We start from the raw sequence: 25,279 nt of genomic DNA, 5'->3' as shown, positions 1-25,279 counted from the left end.
GGGTTGGGGGGGTTTTTTTGTGTTTTGAACTGACTTGGCACGGGTTTTTGGGGGGGGGGGTTGGGGGGGGGGGTGTGTCGAGAGCTGACCGCCCCCTCCCGCGTGTCTCCTGTTTTCCCTGCTTTCCCTGTCTTTTCTGTCTTCCTTGTTCCTTATACATCGGACAACTGGATGGTTTGGGTTGGCTGTTGATTCGATGTCGCACCTCTTGACACCCGGATGAAGCGGATAGCAGAGTTCCGCCCGATCGCGAATTCGCTGATACATCCGATGAAAGCTGCTCGCGGCAGAGGGATCTGTGCGACAGCGGCCCCTACGTGGCAGGGAGTCAGACGTGCATCGCAGCCTGGACGGCAGCAGACCAGGAGGCAGAGCCCCCGCGAAAGCGCGGCTCGCGACGGCGGCGGTCCTCACCGCCCTGGCGGTGGGTGCGGCGCCCGCGCTCACCGCGGGCACCGCGGCAGCGGCCCACGCCCCCTCGGGCCGGAACATCTACGTATCGGTGTCCGGCAGCGACCGGAACTCCGGGCTCTCCACCCGCGCGCCCCTGCTGACCCTGGCGGCGGCGCAGACCACCGCGCGCAAGGCCACCAGGTCCGGGCACCCGGTCCATGTGTGGGTCCGCGGCGGTACCTACCACCTCACCGCCACCCTCAAGTTCGGCGCCGCGGACTCCGGCCGCCCGTCGGCGCCGGTGACCTACTCCTCGTACCCCGGCGAGCGGGCCGTGCTCAGCGGGGGCCGCAGGGTGCGCGGAGGGTGGACCACCGACCGGCACAACAGTGCGGTCCGGGTGGCGGACATCGGCGCACACCACAAGGTCGACGGGCTGTTCGTGGGCGGCGCCCGGCAGGTGCTCGCCCGCTACCCGGACTTCGATCCGGACACCGCCGTACTCAACGGCTCGACCACGATGGCCGCCCTCAACACCCGCTCCGCGCACTGGAAGAACCCCTCCACCGGCGACATCCGCGGCCTGCACTCCTCCCACTGGGGCGGCAACGACTACACGATCACCGGGCGCGACGCATCCGGCCTCAAGCTGAAGTGGGCCGGGGACAACAACCGGGGTGGGGAGGTGGACACCCAACACGTGGTCGCGGAAGGCGTCTTCGAGGAACTCGACGCGCCCGGCGAGTGGTTCTACGACCAGGACACCGGGAAGCTGTACGTGATTCCGCCGGCCGGCACCGATCTGTCGAGGACCACGGTCGACACGGCCGAGCTGGACGAACTCGTCCGGGTCGAGGGCGCGTCCGCCGCACGGCCCGTCCACGACCTCACATTCGACGGCTTCACCTACACCGCCACCCACCGGACCCTCTTCGACACCCCGTACGAGCCGCTGCAACTCGGGGACTGGGCGGTGGCACGGGCCGGGGCCGTCCACATCAAGAACGCCAGGAACATCACCGTCTCCCGCTCCTCCTTCGCCCAGGTGGGCGGCAACGGTGTCTTCATCGACGGCTACAACAAGGGCGACGCCGTCACCGGCAACAGCTTCTCGGGGTCCGGCGCGAGCGACGTCCAGGTGGTCGGCTCCACCCGGGCCGTCCGCAACCCCTCGACCTGGGCGCACATGGTCGATCCGCCCACCGACCTGACCCCCGGACCCAGGACCGACGACTATCCGCGCGACATCGACATCAGCGGCAACAGCATGGCGGACATGGGCCGGTTCGAGAAGCAGAGCGCCGGAGTCAACATCTCGATGAGCAGCCGCGTCACCGTCGCGCACAACACCATCCACGGCAGTCCGCGCTCCTGCGTCAACGTCAACGACGGCACCTGGGGCGGGCACCGCATCCAGTACAACGACATCTTCGACTGTGTGAAGGAGACCTCGGACCACGGGCCCGTCAACGCCTGGGGCCGGGACCGCTACTGGCCCATCGCCGGGCCCAGTACCAACCCCAGCGCGGAGTCCGACGCGCTGCAGAAGAGCTACGCGCTGCTCGACGTGGTACAGCCGATCACGATCAGCTCCAACCGGATCTGGCACAACAGCGAATGGGCCGTCGACCTGGACGACGGATCGAGCAACTACGTCGTGAAGAACAATCTGCTCCTCGGCGCAGGCATCAAGCTGCGCGACGGATTCCGGCGGACGGTCACCAACAACATCCTGGTCGGCGGATCGGTCTACGAGCAGATCTCGCACCGCGACAACGACGACGCCATCAGCAGGAACATCATCCTGGCGGACTCGCCCTACGCGCTCACCGGCAGCGATCCCGCCACGGCCGAGTACACCGCCGACCACAACCTGTTCTGGGCCGCCGGCCGTCCGGTCAGCCTGCCCGGCGTCTGGGGCGCCAACCGGCTCGACACCCACTCGGTCACCGCGGACCCGCGGTTCGCCGGGGGATCGCCATGGGAATCACCCGGCATGACGGACTACACACCGGCCCCGGACTCGCCCGCGAAGGCCCTGGGATTCGTGGACCTCCCGATGGACCGCTTCGGCACCGGAAGGCCGGGTGAGGCGACACCCCCCGCGGTCGTCCTGCCGGCCGCCCCCGCGCCCGACACCGTCATCGAGACCCAGCCCGAGCCGCTGATGGGCGCCACCGCCCGGCAGATCCACGACAAGGAGACCCAGTCGGCCGTCGGACTCGGTGACCTGGACGGCCTCTACCTGCCGAGCGTCCCCGCCACCTCCTACGCGTACGGGCAGGGGCTGCGCCCGCTCGACGTGATCCGGTCGGTGAACGGGACCGGTGTGAGCGACCGCGACAGCTTCTGGACCGTCTACCACAGGCTCGCGCCCGGCAGCACCGTCACCCTCGGCGTGTGGCGCGCGCAGTCCGCGACCACCGTCACGCTGGTCAAGCCCACCGGGCCGCAGGAGTACAACAACACCGCGGGCGTGACCTACACCGGGAGCGGCTGGGGGTGGCGCGGCGCCCAGGCCGGCGGTCAGGGCTCCTTCCAGGACGACATCGACGCCACCACCGCCGTCGGTGACTCCTTCACCATCACCTTCAACGGGACGGGAGCCGACTTCCTCACCGAACTGAACGCGGACGAGGGGAAGATCGACATCGCCGTCGACGGAGTCCACCGGGAGACGGCCGACGCCACCAGCGGCTCCCGCCAGTACCAGCAGAAGCTCTACTCGGTCAGCGGCCTCCCGGCCGGGGTGCACACCCTCACGGGAACGATGGAGAGCGGACAGTACATGATCGTGGACGGGTTCACCGTACGGAGCTGAGATCCGGCCGGGCCGAGGGGCGGGCGTCACACGTGGCGCACCCGCGGCAGGGCGCCCCGCCCGCCCCAACCGGTTCCGGCCACCACGGGGGAGTGGCGGGTGGGACGTCCTTCCGGCAAGTACCGTGGGATACGGGATGGTTGGGGTGGGGCGCTACGACCCGTCTCCCCCGGCCTGTGGTGTTTCCGGATGTTCCGCGGTCCTCCGGACGGAGCCCGGTTCTTCTTCTGGGGGGTTCATGCAGAGATCAAGAACGCTGTCGGCGGCTCTCGCCCTGTCGTTCGCCACGGCCGGTCTGGGGGTGGTCGCCGCGCCGGACGCGTCCGCGATCACCCCGCCGGTGGCGTTCACGGCGGACGCGCTGCCGACCTGGCAGACCAACGGGATCGTCTGGGCGCTCGCCCAGAGCAACGGCGTGGTGTTCGCGGGCGGTACGTTCTCCGCACTGCGGCCGCCGGCCGGTTCCTCCGGCAAGGCGCGGTCCGCGGTGAACTTCGCCGCCTTCAACGCGGCCACCGGTGCACCGACCGGCTGCTCCCTCTCCTTCACGGTCGGCAGCGGTACCGCCACGGTGCGGGCCCTGGCGGTGTCCCCCGACAAGAAGACGCTCTACGCGGGCGGCTACTTCGGCGCGGTCAACGGCACCAAGGTCTCCTCCCTGGTGGCCGTCGACATCGCCACCTGCAAGCCCAGGGCCTCGTTCCGGCCCGCTTTCGCGGCGACCGTCCGCGCGCTGACGGTGACCAAGGACACGGTGTACGCGGGAGGTGACTTCGCCACCGTCAGCGGACAGAAGCGCGCACGGTTCGCGGCCGTCAAGGCGTCCACCGGGGCCGTGCTGCCCTTCACCGCGGACGCGGACGCACCGGGCCGCGCCCTCGCCCTCACACCCGACGGCAAGAACGCTGTGCTCGGCGGTGACTTCTTCAAGGTCAACGGAGTGACGTCGCACGCCCTCGCCGTGGTGAACGCCCAGTCGGGCAAGGTGGCCAAGGCCTACCCGGGCTTCATCGAGACCAACTCCGTGGTCAAGACGCTCGACACGGACGCCACCGGGATCTACACCGGCAACGAGGGCACCGGCTTCGGTGTGTTCGACGGCCGTATCGCGCTCGACGCGAGCACACTCGGCCAGCGCTGGCGCGACACCTGCCTGGGCGCCACCCAGTCGGTGAAGTCGTACAAGGGCGTGCTCTACAGCGCCTCGCACGCCCACGACTGCTCCAGCGTCGGCGAGTTCCCCAACGGGCCGCGCCACCACTTCCTCGCGGAGCCGACCACGGGCACCGGCAAGCTCGGCTGGTTCCCCGACACCAACGACGGCAACGGCGAGGGCATCGGTCCGCGCGCACTGACCATCGCGACCGCGGGATCCACCCAGTACCTGTGGTCGGGCGGCGAGTTCACCACCGTCAACCGCTCCGCCGCCCAGAGCCTCACCCGGTTCGCATCCACCGGGGACAAGGGAGCGCCGACCGTCCCGGTGGGCGCGGCGGCCAGTGCGGAGCCGGGGCAGGTGCGGATCAGCTGGCGCGCCGCCTTCGACACGGACGACTCGAAGCTGACGTACAAGGTGTACCGCGACGGGGCCGCCACACCGATGGCGACCGTACGGGCCGACTCGCTGATGTGGGACCGCCCGCAGATCTCCGTCACGGACACCTCGGTCACCAAGGGCAAGAGCTACAGCTACCGGATCACCGCATCCGACGCGGCGGGCAACACCAGTGCCAAGTCGGCTGCCGTCACCGCCACCGCGACATCCGCGGCCGAGCGCTATCCGACCGCGGTCCTCGGCGACGGCGCCTCGCTCTACTGGCGTTACGACGACCGCACGGCGCCGTTCGTGGCGGACTCGTCGCGCGCGAACCGTTCCGGGGTGGACGCCAACGCCCCCGCACTGCGCCAGACTCCTGGAGCGGTCGGCGGCCCGTCGACCGCGATCGGGTTCAACGGCACCAACCAGTGGATATACAGCGACCGCCGGTACGCCGCGCCCGTCAAGTACAGCCTGGAGACCTGGTTCAGGACCACCAGCAAGACGGGCGGAAAACTGATCGGCTTCGGCGACAACACGACGGCCGCAAGCAAGAAGTACGACAAGCAGGTGTACATGACCAACGCGGGCAAGCTCGTCTTCGGGGTGAGCGCCGACGGACTCAGGACGCTGGTGAGCCCCAAGGCGTACAACGACGGAAAATGGCACCAGATGGTCGCGACGCAGGGCCCGACCGGGATGCGTCTGTATGCCGACGGCCACCTCCTGAAGAGCAACACCGTGACGAAGAGCGAGAGGTCGAGCGGGTACTGGCGGGTCGGCGGCGACACCCTGACCGGCTGGCCCTCACGCCCCACAAGCGGCTTCTTCAAGGGTGAGCTGGACGAGACGGCCGTCTACCCGGGGGTGCTCAGCGCCGCACGGGCGGCTGGCCACTACTCGCTGGGGAAGGGAGCCGGGCGATGAGCGGGGGTGGCCGGTCCGACCGTGACGCCCGGACGGTCGAGATCGGCTACGCCCTGGCCAGTGCGGGCTTCCTGGGCGCGGTGGTGTTCGGCGTGATCGCCGGTCCCGCGGCCGTATGGAATCTGCCGCACCGCGTCACGGCGGCCCTGGTGGCGACGGGGACGGTGGCCGCCGGGCTGTTGGCGGTGGTGCGCGTGGTGCATGTGCTGCGTACCTTCGAACGCGGACGCCGGACGCCGGGGCCCGGCAGGGGGACGGGTGTGCCGGAGCGCTGAAGGGGCGGAGGGGAGCCCGGGGGAGCCCGGGGGTCTTCGCCGGGGATTTGTGCATGTCACAGGCGTCCCGACAGAATGCGACCCGGTACTGATCCGATCCGAACCTGAGGAACCGGTTGTGGCCCCCGCACCGCCCCCGCACCCCGCCCCGGCGCCCGTCACCGTCGTCGGGATCGGCGCCGACGGCTGGGACGGGCTGCCCGCCGCGGCGCAGCAGGCCCTGCTCGACGCGGAGGTCCTCGTCGGCGGCCCACGCCAGCTGGGGCTGCTCCCCGCGCGGTGCGGGGGCGAGCGGGTGGAGTGGCCCACACCGCTGCGCCCCGCCGTACCCCGCATCCTCGCGGCCCACGCCGGGCGCCGGATCTCCGTCCTGGCCAGCGGGGACCCCATGTTCTACGGCATCGGGCGGGCGCTCACCGAGGTGCTGGGCGAGGGCGGGCTCCGGGTGCTGCCGTACCCCTCCTCCGTCTCGTACGCCTGCGCCAGGCTGGGCTGGCCGGTCGAGGACACCGAGGCCATCACCCTGGTCGGCCGGCCCATCGCCCGGCTGGCCGCCGCGCTGCACGACCGCCGACGGCTCCTGGTGCTCAGCGCGGGCGCCGCGACACCGGCCGACGTGGCGGCGCACCTCACCGGGCACGGCTTCGGAGCGAGCCGGATACGGGTGCTCGAACAGCTGGGCGGCGAGCGGGAGAACCTCATCGAGGGCACGGCCGCGAGCTGGCCGCATCCGCCCGGCGACCCGCTGAACGTGATCGCGGTCGACTGCCGCCGTACCCCGGGCGCCCCGAGGACCGGCGCCGTCCCCGGGCTGCCCGACGACGCGTACGAACACGACGGCCAGCTCACCAAACGCCATGTGCGCGCCGCCACCCTGGCCGCGCTCGCCCCGGCCCCCGGTGAACTGCTCTGGGACATCGGGGGCGGCTCGGGCTCCATCGCCATCGAGTGGATGCGCACCCACCCGTCCTGCCGCGCCGTCACCGTCGAGCGCGATCCGGTGCGGGCCGGGCGCATCGCCCGCAACGCCGCCCGGCTCGGCGTCCCCGCGCTGCGCGTCGTCACCGGCGCGGCCCCGGACGCGCTGGCCGGACTGCCCGTGCCGAACGCGGTGTTCATCGGGGGCGGACTCACCGCCCCGGGGCTGCTTGACGCCTGCTGGGACGCCCTGCCCGACGGCGGACGGCTCGTCGCCAACACCGTGACGCTGGAGTCGGAGGCGCTCCTCGCCGACCGGTACCGCCGCCACGGCGGTGACCTGGTGCGCCTCGCCGTCGCGCACGCCGTGCCGGTCGGGGGCTTCACCGGCTGGCGGCAGGCCATGCCGGTCACCCAATGGGCCGTCGGGAAGAGCGCCGAGAGGGACGTCGGGAAGACGGTCGAGAGCGCCGAAGCCGATATGACCGAAGCCGATATGACCGAAGCCGAAATGGCCGACGCCGACATGACCGACGCCGAGAAGAACCCGTACCCACCCCTTCCTGGAGACGACAGATGACCGTGTACTTCATCGGTGCCGGACCCGGCGCCGCGGACCTCATCACGGTGCGTGGCGCCCGTCTGCTCGCCTCCTGCGGTGTCTGTCTCTACGCCGGCAGCCTGGTCCCGCGTGAACTGCTCGCCGAATGCCCGCCGGACGCCCGGCTGACCGACACCGCGCAGCTCGACCTGGACGAGATCACCGCCGAACTGGTACGCGCCGACCAGGAGGGCCACGACGTGGCCCGTCTGCACTCCGGGGACCCCTCGGTCTTCAGCGCGGTGGCAGAGCAGATGCGCCGGCTCGACGCCGCCGGGGTGGCGTACGAGGTGGTGCCCGGGGTTCCCGCCTTCGCTGCGGCGGCCGCCGCGCTGAAGCGCGAACTGACGGTCCCCACAGTCGGCCAGACCGTGATCCTCACCCGCGTCGCCCAGCGGGCCACCGCCATGCCGGACGGCGAGGACCTGGCCACACTCGGCGCGTCGGGCGCGCTGATCGTGCTCCACCTGGCGGTGCAGCACACCGAACGGGTCGTGGCTGAGCTGCTGCCGCACTACGGCGCGGACTGCCCGGCCGCTGTCGTGGCCCTGGCCAGCCGCCCCGACGAGATCGTTCTGCGCGGCACCCTCGACACCCTCGCCGGGCAGGTCGCGGAAGCGGGGATCCTGCGCACGGCGGTCATCATGGTGGGCCGCACCCTCGGCGCCGAACAGTTCGGCGACAGCCACCTGTACTCGCCGGAGCGGGAACGGGACTGCCTGCCCGCCCCGGGAGCCTGACCGCCGACCGCCCGCTGTCGGCCGTCGGAACGCCAGGGTCTGTCGGCACTTCGACGACAGACCCTAGGGAGCCACCGGTATCAGCCACTGCGCGGCCGCCGCGAGCAGCGAGGTGACGCCGACCCCGATGGTCGGATCGGGCGCCGGGGCGAAGAGGGACGAGTGGTTGCCGGGGATCTCCGGCGGGATCCCGTTCTCCAGGATCCCGCCGGGGTCGAAGCCCTCGAACCGGGCCGGATCCGTACCGCCGAAGTACCAGAAGACGGAGGGCACGCCGAGCGCGGTCCCGAAGGTGCCGAAGTCCTCGCTGCCGGTGATCGCCTGGGGCAGCGTGAACACCCGGCCATCACCCAGGGCGGCGGTCAGCCCGGCCTGCACCGTGCCGGTGGCCACGGGGTCGTTGAACGTGACCGGGAAGCAGTGGAACGCCTCGATCTCGGGCTCCTTCGGGGCCCCGGACGCGGCGGCCTCACCGCGGATGATCCGTTCGACGGCCGCCAGCACCCGTTCCCGTACCGCTGCGGTGGTGCTCCGGATGTTGATGCTCAGGTCGGCGGTGTCCGGGATGATGTTCTCCTTGGTGCCGCTGTGGACGGACCCCACGGTGACCACGGCCGTTTGACCCGCTCCGACCTCACGCGACACCACGGTCTGCAGACGCATGATGACCGCCGCCGCCAGCACGACGGGATCCACGGTCGCCTCGGGCGTCGACCCATGGCCGCCCCGCCCGAACAGCCGGACCCGCAGGCTGTCCGAAGCCGCCATCACCGGTCCCGGCCGGGTGCCGACGAAGCCGGCCGGCGCGGGGGCCACATGCTGGCCCAGACAGATCCCGGCCCGGGGGAACCGTTCCAGGAACCCGTCGTCGATCATGGCCGTGGCCCCGCCGACCTCCTCCGCCGGCTGGAACACGGCCACGACCGTGCCCCGCCAGGCGTCCCGGTTGGCGGCGAGCAGCGCGGTGGCCCCCAGCAGACAGGTGACATGCATGTCGTGCCCGCAGGCGTGCATCACGGGCACCTCGTCGCCGTCGCCGTCCTGCGCGGTCACGGTGGAGGCGTAGGGCAGTCCGGTCTCCTCCCGTACCGGCAGCCCGTCCATGTCGGCCCGCAGCAGGACCACCGGCCCCTCGCCGGTCCCGAGCACCCCGACGACACCGGTGCCGCCCACCTGCTCGGTGACCTCCCAGCCCTGCTCACGCAGCCGGTCCGCGACGAGGGCGGCCGTGCGGACCTCCTGGAAGGAGAGCTCCGGGTGGGCGTGCAGATCCCTGTACAGCTCGCGCAGGGCGGGCAGTCGGCCTTCGAGGCCGGTGAGCAGGGGAGTGGCGGAAACAGTCATACGGCGCTCCTCTCTACAGTGGCCATCACCGGACGGTGGCCGGCGGCTGCCCCACCCTCCGGCCCGCGCGTCAAGGAGGCCCCGAAATGCAGGAAAGCCGCATACCTGACCGGGAACCGCCGGATTCCCGCAGCCGTCTGTCCGAACCCGATCTCGTACTGGTGGACGCACTGCAGTACGCGCCGCGCGCCCCCTGGACCCGGATCGGGCGGGCGATCGGAGCGGACCCGACGACAGCGGCCCGCCGCTGGGAGCGTCTGAGGGCCGCGGGGCTGGCCTGGGTCACCGCCTATGACGCGCCCGACGCGGCGACCATCGCCTATGTGGAGGTCCGCTGCCGGCCGGGATCCCTCGACGCGGTCACCGCCGCGCTGGCCGGGATGGCCTGGGTCTTCAGCCTCGACGTGACAGCGGGCGACTACGACCTGCTCGTGTCCGTCGCCGCGGCCGATCTGCCGCGGCTCGGGCAGTCCGTCCACCGCCTCATCGGCGGACTGCCGGGGGTGCGCTCCACCCGCACCCGGCTGGCCCTCACCTTCTTCGGAGAGGGTGGCGACTGGCGGATGGGTGCGATGGAACCCGCACTCCGCACGGGTCTGGCAGCCTCTCGCTCACCCCGCAGGCCCCGCGGCGGCACTCGGACGCCCGCCGAGCAGGACCCCGAGGACCGGGCCCTGAAGACCGCGCTGGGAGCCGACGGACGTATGGGCTACACGGAACTCGGCGCGGCGGCCGGCATGAGTGAGCACACCGCCCGCCGCAGACTCCAGCGGATGATCCGGACCGGCTCCATCTCCTTCCGCTGCGACCTCGCCCGTCCGCTGGCCGGTCTGTCCACGATGGTGGTGTTCCGGGGTGTCGTACCGCACGGACGGCTGGAAGCGACGGGAAGCGCGGTGGCCCGGATGGAACAGGTGCGGATGTGCGCGTCCGTGAGCGGCCCGCACAACCTGCTCATCGCGGTCTGGCTCCCCGGCCTGAGCGGTATCGCTTCCTTCGAGGCGTCGCTCGCCGAACGCTTCCCCGAACTGGAGGTCAAGGACCGGTCGGTGGCCCTCCAGTCCGCCAAACGCATGGGATGGCTCCTGGACATCGACGGCCGCGCGGTCCGCCGTGTGCCACTCGGGCTTCCCGAGCACGACTGACCGCGGTTGACTGAGCAGGGCCGGTCGCGGCGGACGGGCTCAGCGGGCGCGCCACGCTCCCGTCGCGCTGCGGCCCACGATGCCGCCCGCGCGGTCGATGCAGATGACGTCGACCGCGACCGGCGCCCCCCGCAGCACCGAGAGCGCCTGGTCGCGGGCGGCCACCGCCACCAGATCGCCCAGCGGTACCCCCGCCGCACCGCACAACTGCAGGGCGGCGAGCCCGGTGTTGGCCCCGGCGACCTCAGCGGCCAGCGCTTCACCGGCGCCGCCCTGCCGGGCCAGGCCCGCCAGGAAGCCCTTGTCCACCTGGGAACGGGCGGAGTGCAGATCCAGATGCCCGGCCGCCAGTTTCGAGAGTTTGGCGAAGCCCCCGCAGACGGTGAGCCGGTCCACCGGATGACGCCGTACGTACTTGAGCACGGCCCCCGCGAAGTCACCCATGTCGAGCAGAGCGTCCTCGGGGAGCCCGTACTCGGCGACGACCGTACGCTCCGACGTGGAGCCGGTGCATCCGGCGAGATGGGTACGCCCGGCCGCCCGCGCCACATCGACACCGCGCCGGATCGAGTCGATCCAGGCCGAGCACGAGTAGGGCACCACCACGCCCGTGGTCCCCAGGATGGACAGACCGCCCAGGATGCCCAGGCGGGGGTTCCAGGTGGAGCGGGCGATCTCCTCGCCGTGGTCCACGGCGACGGTCAGCTCGGCGTCCGCGCCGGTGCCATGGCGTTCGGCGACCCGCGTGAGGTGTTCGCGCATCATCTGCCGCGGCACCGGATTGACCGCGGGCTCGCCCACCTCCAGCGGAAGGCCGGGGCGGGTGACGGTACCGACACCGGGGCCCGCCCTGAACACCACCCCCGAGCCCGGGGGCAGCCGCCGGACGGTGACCCGGACCAGCGCGCCGTGGGTGACGTCCGGGTCGTCGCCCGCGTCCTTGACCACCCCGGCGGTCGCCCGGCCGTCGCCCAGCTCCTCCACGGCCAGCGCGAACGACGGCGTCTGCCCCTTGGGCAGGGTGACCGTCACCGGGTCGGGGAACTCGCCGCTCAGCAGCGCGGTCCAGGCGGCCGTCGCGGCAGCCGTCGCGCAGGCGCCGGTCGTCCAGCCCGGCCGCAGCCCGGTGTGCTTGAGTTGGGCGCTGCGGCCACCCACCCCCTCAGCCACGAGAGGCTCCGATGCACGTACTGATACTCGGCGGCACGACCGAGGCCCGGCGGATCGCCGCGGAGCTGCACCCCGGGGCCCGTGTCACCAGTTCCCTGGCCGGGCGCCTGGCACGGCCCGTGCTGCCGCCGGGGGAGGTCCGTATCGGCGGATTCGGCGGAGCCGGGGGTCTGGCGCAGTGGCTGCGCGAGCACGAGGTCGACGCGCTCATCGACGCGACCCATCCTTTCGCCGGAACCATCAGTTTCAACGCGGCTTCGGCCGCTGCCACCGCCCATGTTCCCCTGCTCGCCGTGCGCAGGCCCGGGTGGGTGGCGGGCGAGGCCGACGACTGGCATCCGGCCGACTCCCTTGAGCAGGCCGCCGCGATGCTTCCGGTGCTGGGGCGCCGGGTCTTCCTCACCACGGGGCGTACGGGTCTGGCCGCGTTCGCGGCTCTGGACGGGCTCTGGTTCCTGGTGCGGTCGGTCGACGCCCCGCACCCCCCGCACCCGGCGCACATGGAAACGCTGCTGGACCGGGGCCCCTTCGCCCTGGAAGGCGAGCGGGCGCTGCTGCGCGACCACCGGATCGACGTACTGGTCACCAAGGACAGCGGGGGGCCGGCCACCGCGGCCAAGCTCACCGCGGCACGCGAGGCGGGCGTTCCGGTGGTCGTCGTCCGCCGCCCCGCCGTGCCCGAGGGCGTACAGCTCGCGCAAACCCCCGGCGAAGCCGTCCGGTGGGTACGGGAGCGGCGGGACGGCGGGGGAGCGGCCTGAGCCGCGCCCGCCGCCAGCACCGGGACAGCAGCCCGGTGCACCGGACACCGGTGCACCCCGTACGGGTCAGCCCCGTACCCGTCCGTCCCGTACCGGCCTGCCCCGCTCACCCCTCGGGATAGCTCCGTGGCGTCCAGACGATCTCCTCGCCGTCACCACGCCGCACGGTCCGGGTCCTGGACGAGCCGACCAGCAGAATCGTGCGCATGTCGACATCGGCCGGATCCAGCGCCCCCAGACGCACGATCCGCACGCTCTCGTCCGGCCCGCCGACGTCCCGGCCCAGCACCACGGGGGTGCCCGGCGCGCGGTGCTCCAGAAGCAGGTCGCGGGCCTTGCCGACCTGCCAGGTCCGGCTGCGGGAACCGGGGTTGTACAGGGCGAGCACCAGGTCGGCCGCCGCAGCGGCGCGCAGCCGCTCCGCGATCACCTCCCACGGCTTGAGCCGGTCCGAGAGCGAGATCGTCGCGTAGTCGTGGCCGAGCGGCGCCCCCGCACGCGCGGCAGCCGCGTTGGCCGCCGTCACCCCCGGCAGCACCCGCACCGGAACATCGCGGTACGCGTCCTGGGCGGCGACCTCCAGTACGGCGGTGGCCATGGCGAACACACCGGGGTCGCCGCCCGACACCACCACGACCTTCCGCCCGCGCCCGGCCAGATCGAGAGCCAGCTCGGCACGCTCCGACTCGACCTTGTTGTCGGAACCGTGCCGCCGCTGCCCCGGCCGGACCGGGACCCGGTCCAGATACGTGGTGTAGCCGACCAGATCGTCCGCCGCCGCCAGTGCGCCCCGGGTCTCCGGGGTGAGCCAGAGCGGCCCCGCGGGCCCGGTACCGACCACGGTGACATCGCCGTGCTCCCGTACCGGACCGGGTGCGCCGATCCGGCTCGGCAGCACCGCCACCGAGAAGTACGGCACCGATCCCGCCTCCACATCGGCCAGTTCGCCGGTACGCTCCCCCGGCATCGTGGCGCGCTCCACATAGCGGGCGTCGGCCATCCGCCCCGACCGGGCGACGGCCCGCCGTACCGCGGGGAAGGTGCGGCCCAGCTTCATCACCACCGCGGAGTCCGTCGACGCCAGACGGGCCGTCAGCTCCTCCTCGGGCAGTGTGCCCGGCAGGATCGTCAGCACCTCCTCGCCCTCGACGAGCGGCGCACCGAGCCGGGCGGCGGCGGCGCTCACCGAGGTCACACCCGGGATCACCTCGGTCGGATAGCGGTCCGCCAGCCGCTTGTGCATATGCATGTACGAGCCGTAGAAGAGCGGATCGCCCTCGGCGAGCACCGCCACCGTGCGGCCCGCGTCGAGATGCGCGGCCAGCCGGGCCGCCGCTTCGGCGTAGAACTCCTCCATGGCGCCCCGGTATCCGCCGGGATGGTCGGTGGTCTCCGTGGTGACCGGGTAGACCAGCGCCTCCTCGATGTGGTCGGCGCGGATGTGCGCGGCCGCGATGGACCGGGCTATGGACCGGCCGTGCCGGGCGCTGTGGAAGGCGACCACCTGCGCCTGCGCGATGACCTCCACGGCGCGTACGGTCATCAGCGACGGGTCGCCCGGGCCGAGCCCGACCCCGTACAGCCGTCCGGTGCTCTGCTCGCTCATGCCGCTGTTCATTCCTCTTCGCTCGCGATGGCGTTGACCGCTGCCGCCGCGATGGCGCTGCCGCCGCGCCGCCCCCGCACCACCAGATGGTCGAGGTCCAGACCGTTCGCCGCCAGCGCGTCCTTGGACTCGGCCGCGCCGACGAAACCGACCGGCACCCCGATGACCGCCGCAGGGCGCGGTGCGCCCTCGCGGACCATCTCAAGGAGCCGGAACAGGGCGGTCGGCGCATTGCCCACGGCCACCACGGCGCCCTCCATACGGTCACGCCACAGTTCGAGCGCGGCCGCGGTGCGCGTCGTGCCCAGCTCCGCCGCGAGGCCGGGCACGGACGGGTCGGAGAGCGTGCACACCACCTCGTTGCCGGCCGGCAGCCGTTTACGGGTCACCCCGCTGGCCACCATCGCCACGTCGCACAGCACCGGGGCCCCGGCACGCAGCGCCTCGCGGGCGCGCGCCACCACCTGCGGGGTGTAGGCGAGATCACGCACCAGGTCGACCATGCCGCAGGCGTGGATCATCCGGACGGTGACCTGGCTGACATCGGCGGGAAGCCCCGAGAGGTCCGCCTCTGCGCGGATGGTCGCAAAGGACTGGCGGTAGATCGCCGGGCCGTCCTTCTCGTAGTCGAACACTGTCTTCTCGCTCATTTCGTCACTGCGTGAGGGGTGTGGTCCGGGCATCCGCCACGGTGGCGGCGAACTCTGAAGGGTCGTTCATGGTGCCGTGCAGCCGTTCGCCGCGTACGGAGACCTCGTAACCGCCGGCCGTGGCGACCACGTCCACCCGGTCGCCGTGCGGGTGGCCGCAGCGCCGTGCGCACCCCGACCAGTACACGGGCAGGCCGCGGCCCGTGCCGGGGGCCAGCGCGGCGTCGGCGCGCACATCGGCCAGGGACTTGGCGCAGCCGGGGCGCCCGATGCACGCCCCCACCCCGTGCCAGGGGGAGTCCGGACCGGTGATCATCCCCGCCGCCGACAGTCCGGCCGACCGGGCTTCGGCGGCGTCCGGGCCCAGGCCGGGGAGCACCACTCCCCGCCAGGGGGTCAGCCGCAGCTCCCCGCTCCCGTCCCGCAGCGCGGTCCCGGTCAGCAGGCGCCACTGGGCGGCGGTGAGGGAGCCGAGCGGCGCCCCGGCGCAGAGCACGGCCCGCCCGTCCGGGGCCATGACGGTGCCGGGCACGGGACCGGCACCGGACGGCAGCGGTCCGACCCGCTCCCGGGCAGCGGCGGGGATCCCGGCCGCCGCCAGCCGCTCCGCGACCGCCCGTACGAACAGGCCCGGAACGCCGGGCAGTTCAGCCACCCGCCAGGCTCCGGTCCCGGCAGCACGGACGGCGTCCAGAAAGGTCTCGGCCGCCAGCAGGGCGCAGCGGGCCGCGTCCGCGGCCGGAACCGCCAGCGTCTCCCGCACCCCGTCGGCACACAGCAGCGCGCCGCCGTCCGCGGAAGCGACCAACGTCACATCGGCGCCGAGTCCGGCCACATCGCCGCGGCCGTCGTCGAGCGCGAACAGGAACCGGCCCGAGAGACCGGCGGCGGCCTCAGTGGCACAGAGCAGCGCATCCAACTCCCGTGCCCAGCCCTGCACATCGGCGGCCCCGCGCCCGTCGAGCCCGCACAGCGGCGATGCCACGACATTGCGGGCCCGCTCATGGCGTACGGACGGCAGCAGCCCGGCGCCCGCGAGCAACGCGGCGAGCTCCTGGCCGCTGCCGGGGTCCAGCCCCCGCAGCTGCACATTGCCGCGCGACGTCAGATGCAGCGTCCCGTCGCCCAGCCGCAGCGCGGCGTCCAGCAACACCCCGGCCTGCGCGACCGTCAGTACCCCCGCGGGGATCCGGACCCGCGCCAGTGCGCCGTCGTCCGCCGTGTGCAGGCGCAGGCTGCCCGGACACGCGTCACCGCGGTCACGCCGGGGGACCGGCTGCTGTGGCGGCGGAGGTATGGAGGAGTGGGGCATGGCGGCGAGCATACCGACCGGCTCACAGGGCCCGTGTCCTGCACCGATACGCCGGCTCGCGCACACCGGGCGGGCCGCGGGCGGGACCGCGGGCACTCTCCCGGCCGCCCGCCAAGGTCGTTACTATGCTTCTCGACGGGCCATGAGGGTCTTCCGTTCGGATCAGCCGGATCAGGGTGCACGCCGGACCCGCGAGCCCGGTACGAGCCGGACGAAAGCCCACGGGCCCGTTGTCGCCCAAGACGGCGACAGGGGAGGAAGCCCGGTCAGATTCCGGCGCGGTCCCGCCACTGTGAGCCCGGCTCCGTGAGCCGGGTGAGCCAGGAACTCCCTTCCCCGGACTCTCGGCCCCGCCCGAGCAGGGGAGACCCGATCCTCCACAACCCGGGGCGCGGACACCCCGAGGAAGGCATGACGCCGCATGCTCCTGCTTCTGTCGACGTCCGACACCGATCTGCTCAGCGCACGTGCCGCGGAAGGCCCGGTGGCGTACCGCTTCGCCAACCCGTCCCGGCTCCCGCTCACCGAACTGCCCGCCCTCCTCGAAGGCGCCGACCTGGTCGTCGTACGCCTCCTCGGCGGCATCCGCGCCTGGCAGGAGGGGATCGATCTGCTCCTGGCCGACGGGCGCCCGGTCGTCGTCCTCACCGGCGAGCAGGCCCCCGACGCCCAGTTGATGGAGGCATCGACCGTCCCGGTCGGCATCGCGGCCGAGGCCCACGCCTATCTGGCACACGGCGGGCCCGCCAACCTCGGCCAGCTCGCCCGGTTCCTCTCCGACACCGTGCTGCTCACCGGCCACGGCTTCGAACCGCCGGCGCCCGCACCCAGCTGGGGTCCGCTGGAGCGCACCGCACGCGCCACGGACGGCCCGACCGTCGCGGTGCTCTACTACCGGGCCCACCACATGAGCGGCAACACCGCCTTCGTGGACGCCCTCTGCTCCGCCGTCGAGGACGCCGGGGGCCGGCCCCTGCCGCTCTACGTCGCCTCACTGCGCACCCCCGAGCCTGGGCTGATCGAGACGCTGCGCGCGGCGGACGCCATCGTCACCACCGTCCTGGCCGCCGGCGGGACGAAGCCCGCAGAGGCGTCAGCGGGCGGCGACGACGAGTCCTGGGACGCGGGCGCCCTGACCGCCCTGGACGTCCCCATCCTCCAGGCGCTCTGCCTCACCGGATCGCGGGCCGCCTGGGAGGCCAACGACGAGGGCGTTTCGCCGCTGGACGCGGCAGGGCAGATCGCGGTGCCCGAGTTCGACGGCCGCCTGATCACCGTGCCGTTCTCCTTCAAGGAGATCGACCAGGACGGGCTGCCCGCCTATGTCGCCGACCCCGAACGGGCCGCCCGCGTCGCCGGGATCGCCGTCCGCCACGCCCGTCTGCGGCACATAGCCCCCGCCGACAAGAAGCTGGCCCTGGTGCTCTCCGCATACCCCACCAAACACTCCAGGATCGGCAACGCCGTCGGCCTGGACACCCCCGCGAGCGCCGTGGCCCTGCTGCGCCGACTCCGCGACCAGGGGTACGACTTCGGCACCCGGGAGATCCCCGGTCTCGCCTCGGGTGACGGCGACGAACTGATCCGCGCACTGATCGAGGCAGGCGGCCACGACCAGGAGTGGCTCACCGAGGAACAGCTCGCCCGCAACCCGGTCCGTATCCCCGCCGCCGACTACCGGCGCTGGTACGCCACACTCCCCGCCGAACTGCGCGCGGACGTGGAGGAGCACTGGGGACCGGCGCCCGGCGAGATGTTCCTCGACCGCAGCCGCAACCCCGAGGGCGACATCGTGCTCGCCGCACTGCGCCACGGCAATCTGCTGATCCTCATCCAGCCGCCACGCGGCTTCGGCGAGAACCCGATCGCGATCTACCACGACCCCGATCTGCCGCCCTCGCACCACTACTTGGCGGCGTACCGCTGGATCGCCGCATCCGCGGACGACGGCGGTTTCGGTGCCGACGCCGTGATCCATCTCGGCAAGCACGGCAACCTGGAGTGGCTGCCGGGGAAGAACGCCGGCCTGTCCGCCGCGTGCGGACCCGACGCCGCCCTGGGCGATCTTCCGCTGGTCTACCCGTTCCTGGTGAACGACCCGGGCGAGGGCACCCAGGCCAAGCGCCGTGTCCACGCCACCCTGGTCGACCACCTGGTGCCGCCGATGGCCCGCGCCGACTCGTACGGGGACATCGCGCGCCTGGAGCAACTCCTCGACGAGTACGCCCAGATCGCGTCCATGGACCCGGCGAAGCTGCCCGCCATCCGGGCCCAGATCTGGACGCTCATCCAGGCCGCCAAGCTCGACCACGACCTCGGTCTGGAGAACCGGCCCGACGACGAGGGCTTCGACGACTTCATCTTCCACGTCGACGGCTGGCTGTGCGAGATCAAGGACGCGCAGATCCGCGACGGGCTGCACGTCCTCGGCAATCCGCCCGCCGGAGCCGACCGGGTCAACCTGGTCCTCGCCATCCTGCGCGCCCGCCAGATCTGGGGCGGCACCGCCTCACTGCCCGGACTGCGCGAAGCACTCGGCCTGGACGAGGCGAACGCCACCCGCACCGGCGCCGACGCGGCCGAGGACCAGGCACGGGCCCTCGTCGAGGCGATGGAAGCGGCGGGCTGGGACCCGGAAGCCGCGGTCAAGGTGGCCGAAGGGCACCCGCAGGCCGTGGCGGACATCCTCGGCTTCGCGGCCCGGGAGGTCGTCCCGCGGCTGGCGGCCACCACCGACGAGATCGACCACGCCCTCCACGCCCTGGACGGCGGCTTCGTCCCCGCGGGCCCCTCCGGATCCCCGCTGCGCGGACTGGTCAACGTTCTGCCGACCGGCCGCAACTTCTACTCCGTCGACCCCAAGGCCATCCCGTCCAGGCTCGCCTGGGAGACCGGACAGCTGCTGGCCGACTCGCTCGTGGAGCGCTACCGCACCGACAACGGCGAGTGGCCCAGCTCGGTGGGGCTCTCCCTCTGGGGCACCAGCGCGATGCGCACATCGGGCGACGACGTGGCCGAGGCCCTCGCCCTGCTCGGTGTCCGGCCCGTGTGGGACGACGCATCACGCCGGGTCACCGGCCTGGAGCCGGTCCCGCTCGACGAGCTGGGCCGCCCCCGTATCGACGTCACCCTGCGCATCTCGGGCTTCTTCCGTGACGCCTTCCCGCACACCATCGGCCTGCTGGACGACGCGGTACGGCTGGCCGCGTCCCTGGACGAGCCCGACGAGCAGAACCACGTACGCGCCCACACGCAGGCCGACCTGGCCGAGCACGGGGACGAACGCCGCGCCACCACCCGGATCTTCGGCTCCCGCCCCGGTACCTACGGCGCCGGGATCCTCCAGCTCATCGACAGCCGCGACTGGCGCACCGATGCGGATCTCGCCGAGGTGTACTCGGTGTGGGGCGGCTACGCCTACGGGCGGGAGCTGGACGGGCGCCCGGCCCGCGCCGAGATGGAGACGGCGTACAAGCGGATCACGGTCGCCGCGAAGAACACCGACACCCGTGAGCACGACATCGCGGACTCCGACGACTACTTCCAGTACCACGGCGGTATGGTCGCCACCGTCCGGGCCCTGCGCGGGAGCGCCCCCGAGGCGTACATCGGCGACTCGACCCGCCCCGAGACCGTCCGCACCCGCACGCTCGTCGAGGAAACCTCCCGGGTCTTCCGCGCGAGGGTGGTCAACCCCCGCTGGATCGAGGCGATGCGGAGGCACGGCTACAAGGGCGCCTTCGAACTCGCCGCCACCGTCGACTACCTCTTCGGGTACGACGCCACCACGGGTGTCGTCGCCGACTGGATGTACGACAAGCTCACCGAGACGTATGTACTCGACCCGGTCAACCGCGACTTCCTCCAGGAGGCCAACCCCTGGGCGCTGCACGGGATCGCGGAACGGCTCCTGGAAGCCGAGTCCCGGGGCATGTGGGCCGAACCGGACCCCGCGACGCTCGAAGCGCTGCGCCAGGTGTATCTGGAGACCGAGGGCAGCCTGGAGGGCGAGGACTGACGCGGGGCCTTTCCGCCGGCCCTCCCACCGGGGCCTGCCTGCTGCTGCGGCGGCGGTGGTACGAGCCGGTGGAGGGCCGCGCGCCGGCCTGCCAACACATCCCCGGGACCGGGGAGAGGTGACCGGTCCGCGCCGCCGCCGACCGCGGCGGGAAAGGCGCGGACCCGCGGGTCCGGACCGGGGAGCCCGAGCCGCCGTTACGCCGTACGGGCGGGCCGGACCGCGCCACGCGGTGACCGCGGCGGGCCACGGCTGGTCCGACAGGGTGGAATCGGGCGGGCGCCCCGTGGTGTCGGCCGCGTCGCCGGGCCGGTGTATGGCAGTACGGAGCCATGCAGTCAGAAAATCACACTAATACGCAAGGGCGGCGCAGATTCGTACGCGCCGCCGTCGGTCTGAGCGCCCTGGCCGTCGGCGGCGTGGTCTCCCGGGCGTGCGGTCTCCCGGGCACCGCCGCATCGGCCCCGCACCCCTCACACGCCCCGGCGGCCGCCCCGCCACCGGACCCCGTACAGGCCCCGCCCGCCGCCGGACCACCCGCGGCGGCGGCCGCCCGGCCGCCCGACTACCGGCTGCGCCCCATCGCGGGCGAGACATCCATGGGCGCCCCGGCCCACAACCCGGCCGTGCGCACCCATGCCGTGTACTCGTTGGCGGACAGCGGCCGCCGGATCGCGCTCACCTTCGACGACGGCCCCGACCCCGAGTACACACCGCAGGTGCTCCGCATCCTGGCCCAGTACAACGTGCAGGCCACGTTCTGCGTCATCGGCGAGAACGCCGTCCAGTACCCGCAGTTGCTGCACGACATCGCCAACGGCGGACACGCCGTCGCCAACCACTCCTGGACCCACCCCCAGCTCACCAAGTTGAAGCCGGCCGCCGCCAGGTCCGAACTCTCGCGGACCAGCGACCTGATCGAGAAGGTGCTCGGCGCCCCGCCCGACTGGGCCCGCGCACCGTACGGCGACTGGAACCCGGTCACTCTCGGAATCTGCGCCGACCTGGGCATGGAACCGCTGGGCTGGTCCGTCGACACCAACGACTGGGCGCGGCCGGGAACGCGCAGCATCACCAACTCGGTGCTGAGCGACGTCAAGGACGGCGCGATCGTGCTCTGCCACGACGGCGGCGGCAACCGCTCCCAGACCGTCGCCGCGGTCAGGACCTACCTGCCCCGCCTGCTCGACAGGGGCTATGTCCCGGTACGCCCGGAGCTCTGACCCGTGGGCCGGGCATCGCAGACCGTCGTAGGCGGTGACAGCCTGCCCCGCCGGGGTGCCTCCCCACCGGGACGCGCCCCTGTGGGGCAAGGGTGATGGTCGGAGCTCGTAACAGGATCTTGTAGAACGGACCTGCCGGCGGCGTCCGGAACACGGGGCGGCAGGCCGGAGCCTTCGAGCGGTTGCACCGCCTCTTGCTCTCCGAGCCGCACGTGGCCGGCGAACCCGACCGGAGTCGCGCATGCGTGGACGGCTCTCATATCCGCGCGAGTATCGGCGCGAGACGGATGGGCCGGGCTTCGTCGCCAGCCGTTCGGAATGAGGTCTCTGGAGACCGTAGGTGACGGCCAGCCGGCTTGTGTCGGCGCGGACCCGGGCCTGTGGAAGCCTGACTCCGGACCGACCGCCGGCTTCACGCTGTCCGTAGCTGTCGTCTCCAGCTGCGAGGACCCGTCCGGACGCTGTGACCCCGACGGTGTGGTATGTGCCCGGGTCGGGCGCCACCCATCTGCTCCTGGACACCAACCCGGACTCGCCCGGTCTGCGCGGCACCGCCGAGGAGGACCGGCGGCTCCTCGGACTCCTCACCGAGAAGGTGCTCGCCCCGGTGCCGGGGTGCCATCCGCTGAGGTGGAGGAGGCGTACGAAGCCGGCCAATTGCCCTCGCAGAGTTACCGGTTACTACTGCTTTCCCGGACGCTGGCCATAGTAAAAGACAGAAACACGGTGGACCCTCTTGCGGCGCGATAGCAATCGCTTACATGCTGACGCCCAAGCGAACACCGGCCATCGGGAGATGACATGCGCATGCCATTCTTTGCGAGTACGTCCAGCAGAAGGCCGGGGCGCCGCGGCGTCAGGGCCGCCGTAGTCCTCGGCGCCACCGCCCTGCTGGCGCTCGGCACGGCGGGACAGTCATGGGCGTCCACGCCCACCTCGCGCTGGAGCACGGGCGCCCCGACCCCGGTGACCACGCTGCGGCTGCCGATGTCCGTTGACTCCGCTCCTGACGCCTCCGGTCTCTACTTCGCGTACTACACGACTCTGGAGAGCGGCACCCGGCCGTACGCCGGATTCCAGCCGGAGCCTGTGGACGCGGACGGGCACCACACGCTCCAGGCGGTCTTCAGCTCCTTCAACGCGGAGGCCACCACGACGGACACCCACTGCACCTACGGGGCCGACGGCGGCGCCGGAGTGAGCTGCGCGGTCCGGTTCTCCTACACGCCGGGCACCATGTACTCGCTCGTCCTCAAGCGCGCCGGTGTCAGTGGGGACACCCAGCTGATGTCGGGGGACGTCGTCCAGACCGCGACCGGTGCGTCCGTCGCACACATCGGAAGCTTCAGCCTTCCGTCCGCATCGGGCCGGTTCAAGAGCGCCGACCAGGGCTTCATCGAGCCCTATCTCACGGCCGGCTGCGGTCAGCGGACCACCGTGACCTACGGAAAACCGGTCGGCACTGAGGCGGGGACGGACTATGTGGGCGACCTTCCCACCGTCACCGATCCGGCGTCGGGCAGCTGCCTGAGCACCACATCGACGACCACCGCCCAGGGCCGGCAGGTCACGGTGGCGGGCAACGCCGCGGTGGCCGCCGCCCGCCGCTAGCGCGCGTATCCGGGAAGGGCTGCTCGCTGCCGGGCGGACGGTGAGCGGCCCCGCCTGTTCGATTGCCCGCATCGCCGCCGTGCCGCAGGATGGGGGGCATGCGCTTCTCGGTCAACATTCCGAACTTCGGAGATTTCGCGGATCCCAGGACAGTGGCCGAGGTAGCCGCAGCCGCCGAACAGGCGGGCTGGGACGGGCTGTTCGTCTGGGACCATGTGGTGCACGACAAGGCCGAGCGCCAGGGCGTGCCCTTCGGGGACCCGTGGATGCTGCTGACCGCAGCGGCGCTGGCGACCACCACGCTTCGGCTCGGCACCCTGGTCACCCCGGTCGCCCGGCGCCGTCCTGAGCAGCTCGCCCGCCAGGTGGCCACCCTCGACGCCCTCAGCGGTGGCCGGGTGATCTTCGGCGCGGGGCTGGGCGGCCCCATCGAGGACGAGTACGGAAGCTTCGGCGAGCCGACCGACCCGAAAGTCCTCGCCGGGCGGCTGGACGAGGGCCTGGACCTGCTGCGGCGCTACTGGACGGGTGAGCCCGTCAGCTCGGAAGGCGAGCACTACACAGTCCGGGACGTGACCCTGCTGCCCGCCACGGTGCAGCGCCCGCGCCCCCCGGTCTGGATCGGCGGATTCTGGCCCAGCCGTCCACCGATGCGCCGCGCCGCCCGCTGGGACGGCGCGGTTCCGCTGTTCGCCTCAGCCAAGCACGGCCGGATTCCGCCCGCGGACGAGGTACGCGATCTGGTCGCCTTCCTCCGCCAACAGCGTGCCGACGCCGATGAGGCTCCTCCCTTCGAGATCGTCCTGGGCGGCGCCAGCTCCGCCGAAGCCGCCCGCGCCCATGACGAGATCGGACCGCTCATCGACGCCGGCGCCACCTGGTGGGACGAACGGCAGCTGCAGACCGACGGAGCGCTCGACCGCTACGAGCCGGTCATGCGCCGGATCGAACAGGGCCCGCCCGTCTTCTGACGGTCGTCCCACGAGGTGCTCGCTGCCGTGGGACGTACGTCGTCAGAGAGGCCGGAGCCGGGTGCGGAGGAGGCAGAATTCATTGCCTTCCGGGTCGGCCAGGCAGTGCCAGTTCTCGGCGCCGGCCTGGCCGACGTCGACGGGCCTCGCGCCGAGTGCCAGCAGCCTCTCCAGTTCGGCGTCCGGGTCGCGGTCGGTGGGGTTGACGTCGATGTGCAGCCGGAGTTTCCCCGCCCGCGGGTCGCCGCTCGGGCTGATGACGAGGGTGGGCTGCGGGCCTCCGAAGCCGGCGTCGGACGGCCCGATCTCGATGCCTCCGTCGTCCTCCCGGCCGAGTTCGACGTAGCCGAGGACCTCGCTCCAGAACGCGGCGAGCCCTTCGGCGTCGGCGGCGTCGATGACCAGTTCACCGATGCGGCATGCCATGCCGGTGAGTGTACGGAGTGGGGCCCGGGGCGGCCCCGGCGCGGAACCGCCGGAACCCGCCGTTGACCTTGCCCTTGGGGGAGGCCCCAGCATCGGTCGGACCGGGCCGAGGGCCCGGTACGAGGAGGAGCGGGCATGGAGTTGCTGACCATCGGGGCGTTCGCCAGGGCGTCCCGTCTGTCACCGAAGGCGCTGCGTCTCTACGACGGGCTCGGGCTGCTGGCCCCCGTGCGGGTGGATCCGGTGACCGGCTACCGTTTCTACGCTCCCGAGCAGCTGGAACGTGCCCGGCTGGTCGCCTGGCTCCGCCGCCTCGGTATGCCGCTGGCGGGCATCCGGGACGTCTGCGAACTGCCGGCGCCGGAGGCGGCGCAGGCGGTCCGTACGTTCTGGTACCAGGTCGAGGCCGACACCGCCGCCAGGCGGGACCTCGCCTCCTTCCTCGTCGACCACCTGTCCTGGAAGGACTCACCCATGACATCGAACGCCGCCCCGCTGAACATCCGCTACGCCGCCCTGTCCGACACCGGGCGGGTCCGTGAGAGCAACCAGGACACGGTCTACGCCGGATCCCGTCTGCTCGCGGTCGCCGATGGATTCGGCCCCGGGGGCGCCCCCGCAAGCGCTGCCGCCATCGGCGTACTCAGGCGCCTGGAGACCGACGGAGTCCCGGCGGGCAGTCTCCTCAACGTCCTTGAGGACGCCGTTGAGCGGGCCCGGCAGGCGGGGGGGGGGGGGGGCGGGGCCCGCCCCCCCCCCCCCCGCGTGGGGGGGGGGCGACCCACCGCGGGGGCGGGGCCGGGGGGAGACGGGGGCGCGGGCGAGAGGGA

The 25,279-nt window shown here is 72.4% G+C and carries 19 protein-coding genes and 1 riboswitch; of the genes, 13 read left to right on the top strand and 6 right to left on the bottom strand.

All coding sequences use genetic code 11. The annotated features are described in order from the left end of the window. The first annotated feature begins 334 nt into the window (after window positions 1-334). The 5 genes from ACFXBC_RS20165 to cobM all read left to right on the top strand — a co-directional run bounded on the left by ACFXBC_RS20165 (window position 335) and on the right by cobM (window position 8,212). On the top strand, window positions 335-3,214 hold the full coding sequence (locus tag ACFXBC_RS20165; protein ID WP_385025841.1) for a PDZ domain-containing protein: 2,880 nt from the start codon (window positions 335-337) through the stop codon (window positions 3,212-3,214). Window positions 3,215-3,452: 238 nt separating this feature from the next. Then, the gene (locus ACFXBC_RS20160; RefSeq protein ID WP_385025838.1) at window positions 3,453-5,678 is read left to right on the top strand and encodes a LamG-like jellyroll fold domain-containing protein; all 2,226 of its coding nucleotides are present in this window, start codon (window positions 3,453-3,455) and stop codon (window positions 5,676-5,678) included. Then, entirely contained in the window at window positions 5,675-5,953 is a 279-nt protein-coding gene (locus tag ACFXBC_RS20155) for a DUF6332 family protein (protein ID WP_385025835.1), read from the top strand. The genes ACFXBC_RS20160 and ACFXBC_RS20155 overlap by 4 nt, the downstream gene beginning before the upstream one ends. A gap of 118 nt (window positions 5,954-6,071) precedes the next feature. Then, window positions 6,072-7,451, top strand: a complete 1,380-nt coding sequence (gene cbiE, locus ACFXBC_RS20150) for a precorrin-6y C5,15-methyltransferase (decarboxylating) subunit CbiE (protein ID WP_385025832.1) — start codon at window positions 6,072-6,074, stop codon at window positions 7,449-7,451. Continuing rightward, window positions 7,448-8,212 carry a precorrin-4 C(11)-methyltransferase gene (gene cobM / locus ACFXBC_RS20145; protein WP_385025829.1) on the top strand — a complete coding sequence of 255 codons (765 nt, stop codon included), beginning with the start codon at window positions 7,448-7,450 and terminating at the stop codon, window positions 8,210-8,212. The genes cbiE and cobM overlap by 4 nt, the downstream gene beginning before the upstream one ends. Before the next feature lie 63 nt (window positions 8,213-8,275). On the opposite strand, the gene ACFXBC_RS20140 is transcribed toward cobM, so the two are convergent. Further along, window positions 8,276-9,556 carry an amidohydrolase gene (locus ACFXBC_RS20140; protein WP_385025826.1) on the bottom strand — a complete coding sequence of 427 codons (1,281 nt, stop codon included), beginning with the start codon at window positions 9,554-9,556 and terminating at the stop codon, window positions 8,276-8,278. An 86-nt stretch (window positions 9,557-9,642) separates the two neighbouring features. On the opposite strand from ACFXBC_RS20140, the gene ACFXBC_RS20135 reads away from it, so the two are divergent. Then, a complete protein-coding gene (locus ACFXBC_RS20135; protein ID WP_385025823.1) occupies window positions 9,643-10,701 on the top strand; it encodes an Lrp/AsnC family transcriptional regulator in 1,059 nt (352 codons plus the stop codon). A 39-nt stretch (window positions 10,702-10,740) separates the two neighbouring features. Here the strand turns inward: ACFXBC_RS20135 and ACFXBC_RS20130 are convergent, their stop codons facing one another. Beyond that, a complete protein-coding gene (locus ACFXBC_RS20130; RefSeq protein ID WP_385025820.1) occupies window positions 10,741-11,871 on the bottom strand; it encodes a cobalt-precorrin-5B (C(1))-methyltransferase in 1,131 nt (376 codons plus the stop codon). An 11-nt stretch (window positions 11,872-11,882) separates the two neighbouring features. Here ACFXBC_RS20130 and ACFXBC_RS20125 point away from each other — a divergent pair, with 11 nt between their 5' ends. Next, window positions 11,883-12,632 (top strand): cobalt-precorrin-6A reductase, encoded by a 750-nt coding sequence (locus ACFXBC_RS20125; protein ID WP_385025817.1) that lies wholly within the window; start codon window positions 11,883-11,885, stop codon window positions 12,630-12,632. Window positions 12,633-12,738: 106 nt separating this feature from the next. Here the strand turns inward: ACFXBC_RS20125 and ACFXBC_RS20120 are convergent, their stop codons facing one another. Genes ACFXBC_RS20120 through ACFXBC_RS20110 form a run of 3 tightly spaced genes read right to left on the bottom strand, consistent with a single transcriptional unit; the run spans window position 12,739 to window position 16,212 of the window. Continuing rightward, the gene (locus tag ACFXBC_RS20120; RefSeq protein WP_385025814.1) at window positions 12,739-14,238 is read right to left on the bottom strand and encodes a precorrin-2 C(20)-methyltransferase; all 1,500 of its coding nucleotides are present in this window, start codon (window positions 14,236-14,238) and stop codon (window positions 12,739-12,741) included. An 8-nt stretch (window positions 14,239-14,246) separates the two neighbouring features. After that, on the bottom strand, window positions 14,247-14,873 hold the full coding sequence (locus ACFXBC_RS20115) for a precorrin-8X methylmutase (RefSeq protein WP_385025844.1): 627 nt from the start codon (window positions 14,871-14,873) through the stop codon (window positions 14,247-14,249). A 19-nt stretch (window positions 14,874-14,892) separates the two neighbouring features. Further along, window positions 14,893-16,212: a cobalamin biosynthesis protein CobG gene (locus tag ACFXBC_RS20110; RefSeq protein WP_385025811.1), complete on the bottom strand. Its 1,320-nt coding sequence runs from the start codon at window positions 16,210-16,212 to the stop codon at window positions 14,893-14,895. A gap of 242 nt (window positions 16,213-16,454) precedes the next feature. Then, window positions 16,455-16,530: riboswitch (cobalamin riboswitch) on the top strand. Window positions 16,531-16,621: 91 nt separating this feature from the next. Here ACFXBC_RS20110 and cobN point away from each other — a divergent pair. The 5 genes from cobN to ACFXBC_RS20085 all read left to right on the top strand — a co-directional run bounded on the left by cobN (window position 16,622) and on the right by ACFXBC_RS20085 (window position 24,023). Continuing rightward, window positions 16,622-20,218: a cobaltochelatase subunit CobN gene (gene cobN, locus ACFXBC_RS20105; RefSeq protein ID WP_385025808.1), complete on the top strand. Its 3,597-nt coding sequence runs from the start codon at window positions 16,622-16,624 to the stop codon at window positions 20,216-20,218. 419 nt (window positions 20,219-20,637) lie between these two features. After that, complete coding sequence (locus ACFXBC_RS20100; protein ID WP_385025805.1) at window positions 20,638-21,441, top strand: polysaccharide deacetylase family protein; 804 nt, start codon at window positions 20,638-20,640, stop codon at window positions 21,439-21,441. Between the two features lie 463 nt (window positions 21,442-21,904). Next, on the top strand, window positions 21,905-22,150 hold the full coding sequence (locus ACFXBC_RS20095) for a hypothetical protein (protein WP_385025801.1): 246 nt from the start codon (window positions 21,905-21,907) through the stop codon (window positions 22,148-22,150). 98 nt (window positions 22,151-22,248) lie between these two features. After that, window positions 22,249-23,052, top strand: a complete 804-nt coding sequence (locus ACFXBC_RS20090) for a hypothetical protein (RefSeq protein ID WP_385025798.1) — start codon at window positions 22,249-22,251, stop codon at window positions 23,050-23,052. 98 nt (window positions 23,053-23,150) lie between these two features. Continuing rightward, window positions 23,151-24,023: an LLM class flavin-dependent oxidoreductase gene (locus tag ACFXBC_RS20085; protein ID WP_385025795.1), complete on the top strand. Its 873-nt coding sequence runs from the start codon at window positions 23,151-23,153 to the stop codon at window positions 24,021-24,023. Window positions 24,024-24,065: 42 nt separating this feature from the next. Here the strand turns inward: ACFXBC_RS20085 and ACFXBC_RS20080 are convergent, their stop codons facing one another. Next, the gene (locus ACFXBC_RS20080) at window positions 24,066-24,449 is read right to left on the bottom strand and encodes a VOC family protein (RefSeq protein ID WP_385025792.1); all 384 of its coding nucleotides are present in this window, start codon (window positions 24,447-24,449) and stop codon (window positions 24,066-24,068) included. Window positions 24,450-24,584: 135 nt separating this feature from the next. Between ACFXBC_RS20080 and ACFXBC_RS20075 the strand changes: the two genes are divergently transcribed. Beyond that, the coding region (locus ACFXBC_RS20075; protein ID WP_385025789.1) for a MerR family transcriptional regulator at window positions 24,585-25,279 on the top strand (695 nt) is incomplete at its 3' end.

Source organism: Streptomyces sp. NPDC059398 (assembly GCF_042751845.1).
Taxonomy (GTDB): Bacteria; Actinomycetota; Actinomycetes; order Streptomycetales; family Streptomycetaceae; genus Streptomyces.
The sequence above is the reverse complement of the archived record's forward strand: the minus strand, read 5'-3'. Positions and strand labels throughout refer to the sequence as shown.

Coding starts and splice junctions, on each gene's coding strand:
- ACFXBC_RS20160 (WP_385025838.1), top strand. CDS start 3,453: ATGCAGAGATCAAGAACGCTGTCGGCGGCTCTCGCCCTGTCGTTCGCC.
- ACFXBC_RS20155 (WP_385025835.1), top strand. CDS start 5,675: ATGAGCGGGGGTGGCCGGTCCGACCGTGACGCCCGGACGGTCGAGATC.
- cobM (WP_385025829.1), top strand. CDS start 7,448: ATGACCGTGTACTTCATCGGTGCCGGACCCGGCGCCGCGGACCTCATC.
- ACFXBC_RS20140 (WP_385025826.1), bottom strand. CDS start 9,556: ATGACTGTTTCCGCCACTCCCCTGCTCACCGGCCTCGAAGGCCGACTG.
- ACFXBC_RS20135 (WP_385025823.1), top strand. CDS start 9,643: ATGCAGGAAAGCCGCATACCTGACCGGGAACCGCCGGATTCCCGCAGC.
- ACFXBC_RS20125 (WP_385025817.1), top strand. CDS start 11,883: ATGCACGTACTGATACTCGGCGGCACGACCGAGGCCCGGCGGATCGCC.
- ACFXBC_RS20120 (WP_385025814.1), bottom strand. CDS start 14,238: ATGAGCGAGCAGAGCACCGGACGGCTGTACGGGGTCGGGCTCGGCCCG.
- ACFXBC_RS20110 (WP_385025811.1), bottom strand. CDS start 16,212: ATGCTCGCCGCCATGCCCCACTCCTCCATACCTCCGCCGCCACAGCAG.
- cobN (WP_385025808.1), top strand. CDS start 16,622: ATGCTCCTGCTTCTGTCGACGTCCGACACCGATCTGCTCAGCGCACGT.
- ACFXBC_RS20090 (WP_385025798.1), top strand. CDS start 22,249: ATGCCATTCTTTGCGAGTACGTCCAGCAGAAGGCCGGGGCGCCGCGGC.
- ACFXBC_RS20085 (WP_385025795.1), top strand. CDS start 23,151: ATGCGCTTCTCGGTCAACATTCCGAACTTCGGAGATTTCGCGGATCCC.
- ACFXBC_RS20080 (WP_385025792.1), bottom strand. CDS start 24,449: ATGGCATGCCGCATCGGTGAACTGGTCATCGACGCCGCCGACGCCGAA.